Consider the following 12,367-nt stretch of genomic DNA (forward strand, 5'->3'; position numbering starts at 1 on the left):
TCTTTGTTCACAGCAACACGCTTTCCGGAAATCTGCTTGTTATATTGTAACACTTTACTAATTATTTAACAATAAAAATGCGAAAATTTTCAAAAATTTCCGTTTTGTTACATACAACAAACAATATCCGTTTTATACCAGAACACGATAGATGCCATCCCAGGCCAGTTCCTTTTTTTTCAGGAAATTTTCTGTTTCCTCCTCTGATTGCTCCACGCATTTCCATGCCAGTCCGCACTGGGCACTGATCTCTGAAGGGATCGGGATCAGCCTTCCCGGAAATTCGGATTCCTTGGCCGTTCTTTCCATTTTCATGGCAGCCGTGGTTGTGGAAAATGTCACAACTGTAGTAATTACTTTTCTGCGCATATCTCCTTTGTTCCTTCCACATACGCAAAAACAGGACACCGGAAAAACCGATATCCCGTTCCTGATGATTTTCTTTATTTCCTGTAAAGGATCCAGTTCTTATTTAGCCTGGATATATCCTTTCGCTTTCAGAGTTTCTGCACAGAGAACCGCTCCGCCTGCGGCACCTCTTACTGTGTTATGGGAAAGTCCGATGAACTTGTAATCATAAACAGTATCCTCACGAAGACGTCCTACAGATACTCCCATTCCATTCTCATAGTTTACATCCATCTGTACCTGCGGACGGTTGTCCTCCTCAAGATACTGGATGAACTGCTTCGGAGCGCTTGGAAGCTCAAGCTCCTGCGGAAGTCCCTTAAACTCAACCAGCTTCTGGATCAGCTGCTCTTTGGTAGGTTTCTTGCGGAATTTAACGAATACAGCTGCTGTATGTCCGTTGAGGACCGGAACACGTACACACTGGCATGTGATGACAGGTGTGGTAGCCGGAACGATCACGCCGTCCTCGATCTTGCCCCAGAGTCTTAATGGCTCCTTCTCACTCTTCTCTTCCTCACCACCGATGTACGGAATGATGTTGTGCTCCATCTCCGGCCAGTCCTTGAAGGTTTTTCCTGCTCCGGAAATAGCCTGGTATGTAGTGGCAACTACTTCATACGGCTCGAGCTCTTTCCATGCGGTAAGTACCGGAGCGTAGCTCTGGATAGAGCAGTTCGGTTTAACAGCTACAAAGCCGCGTTTTGTTCCGAGACGTTTCTTCTGGAATTCGATAACCTCGAAGTGCTCCGGATTGATTTCCGGAACTACCATCGGAACGTCCGGTGTCCAGCGGTGTGCGCTGTTGTTGGACACAACCGGTGTCTCTGTCTTTGCATATTCTTCCTCGATCGCCTTGATCTCATCCTTAGTCATATCAACCGCGGAAAATACAAAGTCAACAGTAGCTGCAACCTTCTCAACCTCGTGAATATCCATAACAACCAGCTTCTTTACTGCCTCCGGCATCGGAGTATCCATTTTCCATCTGCCGCCTACAGCCTCCTCGTAGGTCTTGCCTGCGCTTCTCGGGCTTGCCGCTACAGTAACCACCTCAAACCACGGGTGATTCTCCAGAAGAGAAATGAATCTCTGACCAACCATTCCAGTTGCACCTAAAATACCGACTTTAAGCTTTTCACTCATAATAAAACTCTCCTCATCTTGTGTCCCTCCATGGCACACATTTGTCTTTTCTGTAAATACTATACCAATTTTTCCTAAAATGCAAGCATTATCTTAATTTTTTTCAAGATATTCTTTATTCTGAGCGATCACCTGCTCCATCACGTCCGGTCCCGGCGCTCCCAGAGTCACACGTTTTTCCACGCAGGTCTTCATACTGATGGCTTCATAGATGTCCTCCTCAAACACAGGACTGATCTCTTTGTACTCGGAAAGCGGAAGCTCATCCAGAGAGATTCCCTTATCCAGACAGAGAAGGACCAGTCTTCCGACGATGCCGTGAGCATCACGGAACGGTACACCGTGGTTAACCAGATAGTCTGCTGCGTCTGTGGCGTTTGTAAAGCCTCTCTTCGCACTTGCCTCCATGTTGGCTTTGTTGAACTGCATAGTGGAAACCATGCCGGTAAACAGGGCGATACAGCCCTTTACGGTGTCGATGGCATCAAAGGTCAGCTCCTTGTCTTCCTGCATATCTTTGTTGTATGCAAGCGGGATTCCCTTCATGGTTGTGAGAATAGATGTCAGCGCTCCGTAAACACGGCCTGTTTTTCCGCGGACAAGCTCTGCGATATCCGGATTCTTCTTCTGCGGCATGATACTGCTGCCTGTGCTGTATGCGTCATCGATCTCAACGAAACGGTACTCATTGGAATTCCACAGAATGATCTCCTCTGAAAAACGGCTCAGATGCATCATGATCGTAGAAAATGCACTGAGAAGCTCGATGACATAATCTCTGTCAGATACGGAATCCATACTGTTTCTGGTTGGTGCATCAAAGCCGAGAAGCTCTGCAGTATAGGCACGATCCAGCGGATAAGTGGTTCCTGCCAGTGCTCCCGCTCCAAGCGGACAGGTATTCATTCTCTTACGGATATCAAAAAGTCTGTCACGGTCTCTGCGGAACATCTCAAAATATGCGCCTACATGGTGTGCCAGAGTTACCGGCTGTGCCTTCTGAAGGTGGGTAAATCCCGGCATGTAGGTGTGAACATTCTCTTCCATGATCTTCTGCAGGGCAAGAAGAAGGTCCTTCAGCTCCTTATCTGTCTCATCGATCTCGTCGCGGACATAAAGCTTCATATCCAGAGCTACCTGGTCATTACGGCTTCTTCCTGTGTGAAGCTTCTTTCCGGCATCTCCGATACGGTCGATCAGGTTTGCCTCCACGAAGCTGTGGATATCCTCATACTCCGCTGTGATCTCCAGCTTGCCTGCTTCCACGTCTGCAAGGATACCGTCCAGTCCTTCTGTGATCTGATCCTTTTCTTCCTCTGTCAAAATTCCCTGTTTTGCAAGCATGGCAACATGTGCCTTGCTTCCACGGATATCCTGTCTGTAAAATTTCTGATCAAAGGAAATGGATGCGTTAAAATTGTAAACCAGCTTGTCCGTTTCTTTTGTAAAACGGCCTCCCCATAACTGTGCCATATTGATTCTTCCTCACTTTTCTTTTTTGCGGCAGAACTGTCTTCTCCGGACATACACGAGCTCCGTCTCCCGGACGTCTGCACTTTTCTGTGTTAGTGTAACATATTTTTATAAAAATGCAAAGTTTTTCATAATTATACGTTTGCTGTCTTCAGCCGTTGTTACTGTTCACTCGGTTCTCAGTAACCAGCCGTTCTCTGTCCATGGCTTCTTTCTTTGAAAATACACAGCCGCAGTAATTCTGCCGGTACAGAGCATGCTCATGAGACAGTTCAATAGAACGCTTGTAGCCATTCTTTTTCTTAAAATCCGAAGTCAGATGTGGCACTTTATAGATTTCTGCCAGCTCCTCGCCAATCTCATTGATCTTCTGTGCATTTTTCAGAGGACTGATACTTAAGGTTGTGGTGAAATAATCATATCCTCCCTCCTTCGCCAGCTTTGCCGCCTCTTCCATCCGCAGGCGGTAACACCGAAAGCACCTCTCTCCTCCTTCCGGAACATCTTCCAGGCCTTTTGCCAGCTCATAAAACTCCTCCGGGTCATACCGTCCCTCCACCAGCGTTACCGGATGTACAAACTCCATCTCCCCGATCAGGCGGCGGATCTCAGCCACGCGGTGTGAATATTCCTCCACCGGTGCGATATTGGGATTATAAAAAAATATCGTAATCTCAAAATACTGCGACAGGTATTCCATCACATAGCTACTGCATGGCGCACAGCAGGCATGCAGAAAAAGTCTGGGGGTTTTCCCTTCCTTCTGGTTTCTTTCAATCAGTTTATCCAGTTCTTTCTGGTAGTTTCTCTTGTTCAATGTTTGTAATTCCTTTCTCTATGACTGTTTTCAGGCAGACAGCAAAGTATACATCTCTGCCATTGGCCTTCTCCTGTTTCAGACATATGATAATATTATACCATTATCTACGAAAAGGAGGCAATATCCATGAATCCTGTCCTGAAAGTGCGGGACGTGTGTCTCTCCTATCACACATTGTCCGGTGAGACACCCGCCCTTTCTCATATATCCTTTGATCTGATGCCCGGTGAATTCCTGTCCATTGTAGGACCTTCCGGATGCGGAAAATCCACTCTTCTGAATCTCATTGCCGGCCTGCTCACTCCGGAGCACGGTTCCATTACTCTGGGAGGCCGGCCGGTATCCTCCGGCAGTGCCGCTGTAGGATATATGCTCCAGAAGGATCATCTTCTGGAATGGCGGAGCATCTACAAAAACATCCTTCTCGGCCTGGAGATCCGGAAAGAACTCACACCTGAAAAGCTGGCACATGCAGAAGCCCTTCTTCAGACCTACGGTCTGGACCGTTTCCGTGATGCCCGCCCTTCCCAGCTTTCCGGCGGTATGCGCCAACGTGCCGCTCTGATCCGGACCCTGGTGCTGGAACCGGAGCTCCTTCTTCTGGACGAACCATTTTCCGCTCTGGATTACCAGACACGCTTAAATGTCAGTGATGATATCGGAAAAATCCTCAAAAGCTCCGGCAAGCCTGCGATCCTGGTCACTCATGACATCTCCGAAGCCATCAGTATGGCCGACCGGGTACTGATCCTTTCTGCACGTCCTGCCACTGTACGAAAGATCATTGATATCGATCTGGATATCAGCGACCGCACTCCCCTCTCCTCCAGAAATGCTCCGGATTTTAAGAAATATTTTAACATCATATGGAAGGAGCTCAATGAAAATGCCTGAAATTTCCAGACAGCAGAAACAATATCTTGCACGGCAGAAAAAAGAAAAACACATTATCCTGGCTGCACGGACACTTCTTTTTGTTCTGTTTATGGGACTTTGGGAAATATCCTCTGATCTTGGATGGATCGATTCCTTTATCTTCAGCAGTCCTTCCCTGATCGCAAAGACCTTTCTTTCCATGTGCAGGGATCAGTCCCTGTTTGCACATATTGCCGTGACACTGGCAGAAACTCTTGTCAGTTTCTTTTTTGTTGTGATCCTGGGTGTAGGAACCGCAGTACTTCTCTGGTGCTCCCGACGGATCGCACGGATCCTGGAGCCATGTCTGGTGGTACTGAACAGTCTCCCGAAATCTGCTCTGGCCCCTCTTCTGATCGTATGGCTTGGTGCCAACGAACGTACCATTGTAGTCGCCGGCATGTCTGTAGCCATCTTCGGCTCCGTTATCAATCTGTACTCCGGTTTCTGCCAGGCAGATCCGGAAAAGCTGAAGCTGATCGAAACTCTGGGGGGACACAAAAAGGAAAAGCTTCTGAAGATCGTCCTGCCCTCCTCCGTTCCTCTTATCCTGAGTGTGATGAAGGTCAACATCGGGCTTTGCCTGGTAGGCGTGATCATCGGAGAATTTATCGGTGCCCGAAAAGGCCTGGGATACCTGATCATTTACGGAAGCCAGACATTCAGACTTACATGGGTCCTGATGTCCATTGTGATCCTCTGCATCATTGCCATGCTGCTGTATTTTGCACTTTATCTTATTGAAAAACAGGTCCGGAAGCATTAGCTGTAAAAAGGGCGTGTAAAAATGATCTCTCATTTTTTACACGCCTCTTTTGCTCTTATAACCTTTGTTTCAAAGTTTTCCCACGGCAAAGGCCGTGCATAATAAAAGCCCTGGATCTCATCGCAGCTCAGGCTTCGCAGGATCTCCACCTGTTTTGCTTTCTCCACGCCCTCGGCAAGAACCTTCATTCCAAGGCTGTGTGCCAGCGAAATGGTATGACGGATCACCTGCTGCCCACGAAAATTCTCTATGTAATCGATCAGACTTTTATCCAGCTTCAGAGTATCGAATGGCAACTGGTTCAGGCTTGTCATAGATGAATAGCCGGAGCCAAAATCATCCATATGCAGCTCGAATCCTGCATCCACCATCTTCTCTATGAGCTTACTGATCCGATCATTATACAACGCAGCAGTTTCTGTCAATTCAATGGGAACAGAAGAAAACGGAATGCCATTTTCTTCCACGATCTTCACATAACGACAGATCATATTATCGTAATGGATACTGGCACGTGACAGATTCACCGAAATCGGAAGTATCTTTTTCCCTGATCTTATACGTTCCCCCTGGATGCTGCATACCTTTCGGAAAACATATTCATCAAGGCGTACGATCAGACCATCCTTCTCAAAAAGAGGGATAAATTCTCCCGGCGAAACCATAGTTCCTTCCGCTCTCTTCCAGCGCACCAGTGCCTCCGCCCCAACGATTTCTTCTGTCTCCACACTGTATTTCGGCTGCAGGTAGACTACGAATTCTTCATTGCGTATAGCCTCCACGAAAGCATTCTCCATCTGTCCGTTACGGATATGCCTCTTTCTCATCTCATCATCATAAAAAGCGATCTGGTGCTCATAGTCATCCCGGATACTCTTCATGGCCAGAAAAGCCCTGTCACAGATCAGGGTAAAAGGCAGTGTCTTATCCACATTCTCATAGACCCCATAGTTGACCACCAGATTAGGAATCGGTGCTCCACTCTCGACCCTGTGGATAAATTTCTCCATATCTGTCATACGGATCTCTTTCTTTCCATATATGATGGCTACAAACTGGTCTCCTCCATATCTGCCCACCGTCCCGTAGCGAACCTGATTTCTATACGTATCTCCCAGATAGGTAAGAACCTGATCACCGGTCTTCTCTCCATAGGTTCCGTTGATCCATTTAAAGTTCTTTATATCTGCCACCACCACATGAAAATCCTGATTCGTATTAAAGCGCATCAGCGTCTTTGCATGATGGAAAAAGGCCTGTCTGATATAAAGCCCTGTAAGATCATCATATTCCAGAGCTGAGAGTACCATCACGGACTCTCTCAGCTTGATCACATTGTTGATCTTACTTTTTAATATACGGACATTATACGGTTTCCGTACAAAATCCACTGCTCCCAGTTCCAGACATCGCACCTCATCCTCCAACCGGTTACTTCCGGTTATGATGATCACAGGCACAGAGGTCAGCATCACATCATCACGGATCAGCTCCAGAAACTGAAATTCATCACATACCGGCACACTCATATCAAGAAGAATTGCAGAAAGGGTTTTGTAATTCTCAGACAGACGCTTCATCCCCTCTGCTTCATTCATCGCAGAGATAACCTCAAAACTGCCCTCCAGATGTTCTGTAAGCGCTTTCCGATCCGTCTCGTCATTCACTACAATAAGAAGTTTTCTTCCGGATGCTGTTCCTCCTGGTTCCAGTATGGCCTCCATCTCACTGTACCGTACATCCATATCCTCATTGGCAAAAGCAAACACCACGGTCTGAAAATCCTCAGCCGTTCCTACCCTGGCACATTTCACATAGAAATATTCAATCCTCCCGTTGCTTCGGCGTACACGATAATGTACCATCAACTGGGGAATCCTTGTAAGACGTTGGCATATCTTCTCAAAATCCATCATCTGATGCATCCGGATCCTGTCCTCTGCCGCAACACTGCTCTCAATATAAATATCCATGATCTTCTCATAGGATTCATCCCTGCGAAGTCCCTCCTCCCCATAAGCTCCACTCTGCCCCTGGAAGCGGCATACCTGGACCTTATGAGTCTCTCTGTCAACAGAGTAGATATTGATAAAATTTTTTCCGAGAACATTAATGATCCCCATAAGAATCGGATTCTCCATCATTCCGCTGCTGATCTCATCATTCGTCTCTGTATCCGAAAAAACAAGGGCATGTCCTGTCCCGCCGGATTCCAGCGGAATCTCCACAGCATCAACCGAACGCAGGATATTCCGTCCCGGTTCCAGATAATTCTTCGGACCTTTGATCCCGTTAACGACCGGACAGATCTCACAGGGAGTTTCTCTGTTTCTCAGACAGTGATAGCATTTCTCGCCCCTCTTCAGCTGCGGATAGATCTCACGTGCTGCCAGGTTATAGCTGATAATCTTATAATCCTCATCTATGACATACATTCCCGATGCATTTTTCCCCACGAGCATCACCTCCTGATTCGTAAATTTCTCATAGATCCTTCGTGACAGTTACTGTCTCAAAATCCTTAAATATTCCTTCATTATATACGATTTTTCTGATAACTGCAATTATCTTTCGTATTATTTATTTTTCATATTGGTTTTATTATATTTCGGTTATCAGCGCATCTGAAAAGATTTCCCCCTGAGCGGAACCCCGGCAAGCTCCGCAAGCCTTTTGATCCCGGAATCTGCTATGGATACCGCACTCTCCACATGATTGAAATCTGTGGCACTGTAATCAAACAGGATATTTCCCTGTGCTTCAAACTCCTCGTCCCGTTCCCAGAAAAAGAATCTCATAGGCATACAGTCAAAGGCCCTGATCTCATATCCCACATCACCCTGGGGCAGTTCCCTGCCGTCAAGCTTCTGAAACGCCTCCCTCAATTCCTTTTCATGGCCGGAAAATGTAGCACTGAACACATCCGTCTCTCCGATCTGATACGCCGGCGCAAATGGTCTTGCATTCCTGAGATCTGCAAAAGGGACCCACTTATCCATAATAAAAGCCCCCTCTTTCGCATACCCCAGAAGCGTATAAATATTCAGCATCTCCGTAGTATCCGGTTCTCTCTGTCCATCCAGGCTCTGGATACTGCCGTCTTCCAGACTCACCCCATATCTTCTTCCGAAATGAATGATCGTGAGAAACCCGTTTTCTTCCTTCAGTTCCGGCACCCGTTTATGCAGATCTGCCTGATCCATCTTCAAAAAGCGTTGTGCCCACTCTTCACATAGTTTTACATAGTTGGAAATTCTTTCTTCTTTCATCCTGTCTTCTCCCTGTCTGATATCGATATCCTTTCTCCGCTGTATTCCGGACTTTTTTTACAGAATACACTGCTTTCACATTTTCCGCAAGAATCTTCGCCGATGTATCCGAAATCCGGCTATTTTCAGTGTTACTGTTTTTTCAGAATCCCGGAACCTTCTTAAGCGTTTCTTTTTTTCGACAGATCATCCATCAATTTTCCCAAATCCGTCTAATTTCCCAATATAAAAATAACGTTTTTTTGCACAAAAAACTGGATTTTCTTTTTTAAAAGGTGTATAATATTAACAAAGTTTATTGTTTTTATGGTTAAAGACACCTGGCAGTAAACAAGAAATGAAAGTGAGGATTCGCCATGAAACAAAACAGTATGTTAGCAATGATCCTGGCCGGTGGAAGAGGAAGTCGTCTTCACGAGTTGACGAATAAAGTTGCCAAGCCAGCCGTTGGTTATGGCGGTAAATACCGTATCGTGGATTTTCCGCTCAGTAACTGTGCCAACAGCGGCATTGATGTCGTAGGTGTACTGACACAGTATGAATCAGTTTTACTGAACAGCTATGTAGCAGCCGGTGGCCGCTGGGGCCTTGATGCCAAGGACAGCGGAGTTTATGTACTTCCTCCACGTGAGAAGGCTGATGCCGGTCTGGATGTATACCGTGGAACAGCTGATGCGATCTCTCAGAATATTGATTTCATCGACTCACAGAACCCGGAATACCTTCTGATCCTTTCCGGTGACCACATCTATAAGATGAATTATGCAAAGATGCTTGATGACCATATCCAGCATAAGGCAGATGCGACTATTGCAGTTATCGAGGTTCCCATGAAGGAAGCCAGCCGTTTCGGTATCATGAACACCGGTGAAGATGACCGCATCGTGGAATTTGAAGAGAAACCGGAACACCCGAAGAGCAATCTTGCCTCCATGGGTATCTACATATTCAACTGGAAGCTTCTGCGCAAGCTCCTGCTGGCAGATATCAAAAATCCGGATTCCAATCACGATTTCGGTAAAGACATCATCCCTACACTCCTTGCACAGGACAAGGCACTCTACGCCTACAAGTTCAAAGGCTACTGGAAGGATGTAGGAACCATCGATTCCCTCTGGGAAGCAAACATGGATCTTCTCAGTCCTAACAGTGAACTGGATCTTAACGATCCTACCTGGAAAATCTACACTGAGGATGCTACCTCTCTTCCACAGTATATCTGTGATACAGCTGTGATCAACACTGCTTTCATTACTCAGGGCTGTGTTGTAGAAGGTGAGATCACCAACTCCGTACTTTTCACAGGCGTCAAGGTCGGTCCTGGTGCCAAGATCATCGACAGTGTCCTGATGCCGGGTGTTGTTGTTGAAGCAGGTGCCGTTGTCCAGCGTGCTCTCGTTGCAGACGGAGTCGTGATCGGTGCCAATGCTCGTGTCGGTTCCAAGGACAGTGAGCACATCGAACTTGTATCAAAACGTGTAAAGGGGGCTGAGTAATATGTTTAAAGCATTTGGAATCGTGAATTCCTCAGAAAGAAATATCCATGTGGAGGGGCTTCAGGACTACCGTGCGATCGGCGCCTTTTCATTTCTCGGAAGATATCGTGTCATCGACTTCCCAATCTCAAATATGACCAACAGCGGAATTGAGTACATTCAGGTCTATGTAAAGAACAAACCCCGTTCTCTTGTAGAACATCTCGGAACCGGACGTCACTACAACATCAACTCCAAGAGCGGTAATCTCCAACTCCTCTTTTCAGAGCATTCCGGAGTCAACGATATCTATAACACCGATATCGACAACTACTACTCCAATCTGGAGTGCATCGAAGCAGTTCATTATCCGTATGTTGTTATCGCTCCGAATTACATGATCTACACCACCGACTATTCCAAGCTGATCGATGCCCATATCGAATCCGGTGCAGATGTGACCATGCTTTATCATTCCGTTGATAATGCCAAGGAGAACTATCTGAACTGCCACATCCTGAACCTGAACCGTCAGAAGGGTGTTCTCTCCATTGAGCACAACCACGGCAATGCAAAGAACCGCAACATTTTCATGGATACCTACGTAATGAGCAAGGAGCTTTTCATCAGCCTCATCCATAAGGCAAAAGAGATCTCCTCTCTTTATACCCTTGCAGACGTGATCAATGCCGGCTGCAGAGACGGTGAGCTGGATGTACGTGGTGTATCCCATCGCGGATATTTTGCATCGATCACTGATTTCAAGAGCTATCACGATGCAAATATGGATCTGATCGACTACAAAACTGCAACGGATCTTTTCCATGATAACTGGCCAATCTATACACGCACCAATAACTCCTGCCCGACTCATTATTTTGACACAGCTAATGTTTCCAACTCCGTTATCTCCAACGGCTCCATGATCGAGGGAACTGTAGAGAATTCCATTGTCGGACGTGGCTGTACCATCAAAAAGGGCGCTGTTATCAAGAACTGTGTCGTTCTTGCAGACTGCACCATCGGTGAGAATGTCCATATCGAAAATCTGGTGGTAGACAAGCATGCCAAGATCACGCATGCCAAGGAGATCATCCGTCCTGCGGATGAGCCTGGCTACATCAAACGTAACGATACACTGTAATATTCATATATAATAAGGCCTCCGGTTCCTGTGTTACGAACCGGAGGCCTTATTTATCTCTGTACTCAGCTAAGCATATGGATCCATCATTTCAGAACAGACTGGATCCATTTCAACGCATTCTCTTTATTCTTCACATTACCCGGAAGGCAGATGCACACCGGATCATATCTCAGGCCAAATTCCTGAGCAACACTACTACTGCCGTCAAGCTCCAGATGCTGATCATCCACAGCGCCCAGAGACTCAAACACCTCATCTCCAAACGTTTCCCTGAGATTTGCATACATTCCGCTATCTTTCTCATGTTCATAGAGTTCCTTCGGCATGATCAGGACATCAACGGTAGCACTCTGGATTTCCGTCACATATGCGATCCTGGCATAGTAATCAAAATCCTCTCCTGTCTCGTCCGTCATCAGATTCTGCGCCACACTGACTTCTGCATATTTATCCTCTGTTCCCAGTGTCTTCAAAACATCCTCTTCCACCTTCTCAGAGTCATAATTCCCTGCATTCACCACCGCAATGGAAAGCACCGTCTTCATCTGTGCGTGACGATAAATATTCACTCCCAGACAGACTCCGCCAATGGCAAGAAGCACGCACAGCATATGTATCTTATAATACATCCAGATATACTGAATCTTCTTACCTGTTCCCATTCCCTTCAGTTTCTCTCTTTCGATCCGGCGGCGTTCCTTCTTCGTCAGATCAGTTTCGTTGGGCATCTCCGGATTCAGTACACTCTCATCGTGTCCGTCACTGCCGGCCTCCGCTCTGTTTTGTAAATCCATAAAAATCTCCTTTTTCTTTCATGTCTCAGTATTTCTTACCCTGAAGCGGGATATTCCAGTCGCTTTCCCCTCATCCTCCGGGTGGGTGCTGTGACTTATCAATAAAGGATATTTTAGCATATTTTGGTACAAAATCACAGCGCATAAATATGAA

At 46.5% G+C, this 12,367-nt stretch carries 11 protein-coding genes; 4 read left to right on the plus strand and 7 right to left on the minus strand.

Translation table 11 applies throughout. From position 1 onward, the window contains the following. Nucleotides 1–132: 132 nt before the first annotated feature. From DMI82_RS00825 to DMI82_RS00840, 4 genes are all read right to left on the minus strand, one after another. The gene (locus DMI82_RS00825; RefSeq protein WP_015525721.1) at nt 133–369 is read right to left on the minus strand and encodes a DUF3343 domain-containing protein; all 237 of its coding nucleotides are present in this window, start codon (nt 367–369) and stop codon (nt 133–135) included. A gap of 99 nt (nt 370–468) precedes the next feature. Beyond that, a complete protein-coding gene (gene asd, locus DMI82_RS00830) occupies nt 469–1,554 on the minus strand; it encodes an aspartate-semialdehyde dehydrogenase (RefSeq protein ID WP_110102062.1) in 1,086 nt (361 codons plus the stop codon). A gap of 93 nt (nt 1,555–1,647) precedes the next feature. Further along, nucleotides 1,648–3,027, minus strand: coding sequence for an argininosuccinate lyase (argH, locus tag DMI82_RS00835; protein ID WP_110102064.1), 1,380 nt, complete (start codon nt 3,025–3,027; stop codon nt 1,648–1,650). A 151-nt stretch (nt 3,028–3,178) separates the two neighbouring features. After that, entirely contained in the window at nt 3,179–3,844 is a 666-nt protein-coding gene (locus DMI82_RS00840; protein WP_110102066.1) for an epoxyqueuosine reductase QueH, read from the minus strand. Between the two features lie 129 nt (nt 3,845–3,973). Here DMI82_RS00840 and DMI82_RS00845 point away from each other — a divergent pair, with 129 nt between their 5' ends. Both DMI82_RS00845 and DMI82_RS00850 read left to right on the plus strand, forming a co-directional pair. Next, entirely contained in the window at nt 3,974–4,741 is a 768-nt protein-coding gene (locus DMI82_RS00845; RefSeq protein ID WP_092069257.1) for an ABC transporter ATP-binding protein, read from the plus strand. Beyond that, nucleotides 4,734–5,528 (plus strand): ABC transporter permease, encoded by a 795-nt coding sequence (locus tag DMI82_RS00850; protein ID WP_022426268.1) that lies wholly within the window; start codon nt 4,734–4,736, stop codon nt 5,526–5,528. The genes DMI82_RS00845 and DMI82_RS00850 overlap by 8 nt, the downstream gene beginning before the upstream one ends. Nucleotides 5,529–5,557: 29 nt before the next feature. Here DMI82_RS00850 and DMI82_RS00855 read toward each other — a convergent pair whose 3' ends face one another. Continuing rightward, nucleotides 5,558–7,984 carry a putative bifunctional diguanylate cyclase/phosphodiesterase gene (locus DMI82_RS00855; RefSeq protein WP_022426269.1) on the minus strand — a complete coding sequence of 809 codons (2,427 nt, stop codon included), beginning with the start codon at nt 7,982–7,984 and terminating at the stop codon, nt 5,558–5,560. Between the two features lie 159 nt (nt 7,985–8,143). After that, nucleotides 8,144–8,797 carry a DUF3786 domain-containing protein gene (locus DMI82_RS00860; RefSeq protein ID WP_110102068.1) on the minus strand — a complete coding sequence of 218 codons (654 nt, stop codon included), beginning with the start codon at nt 8,795–8,797 and terminating at the stop codon, nt 8,144–8,146. A 356-nt stretch (nt 8,798–9,153) separates the two neighbouring features. Here DMI82_RS00860 and DMI82_RS00865 point away from each other — a divergent pair, with 356 nt between their 5' ends. Further along, the gene (locus DMI82_RS00865) at nt 9,154–10,293 is read left to right on the plus strand and encodes a glucose-1-phosphate adenylyltransferase (protein ID WP_021651100.1); all 1,140 of its coding nucleotides are present in this window, start codon (nt 9,154–9,156) and stop codon (nt 10,291–10,293) included. A 1-nt stretch (nt 10,294) separates the two neighbouring features. Then, nucleotides 10,295–11,416 (plus strand): glucose-1-phosphate adenylyltransferase subunit GlgD, encoded by a 1,122-nt coding sequence (gene glgD / locus DMI82_RS00870; protein WP_110102070.1) that lies wholly within the window; start codon nt 10,295–10,297, stop codon nt 11,414–11,416. A gap of 86 nt (nt 11,417–11,502) precedes the next feature. Here glgD and DMI82_RS00875 read toward each other — a convergent pair whose 3' ends face one another. Further along, nucleotides 11,503–12,213, minus strand: a complete 711-nt coding sequence (locus tag DMI82_RS00875; RefSeq protein WP_092069251.1) for a hypothetical protein — start codon at nt 12,211–12,213, stop codon at nt 11,503–11,505. Nucleotides 12,214–12,367 lie beyond the last annotated feature (154 nt).

The sequence above is a fragment of the Blautia sp. BCRC 81119 genome, from assembly GCF_003184505.1.
Lineage (GTDB): Bacteria > Bacillota > Clostridia > Lachnospirales > Lachnospiraceae > Blautia_A > Blautia_A fusiformis.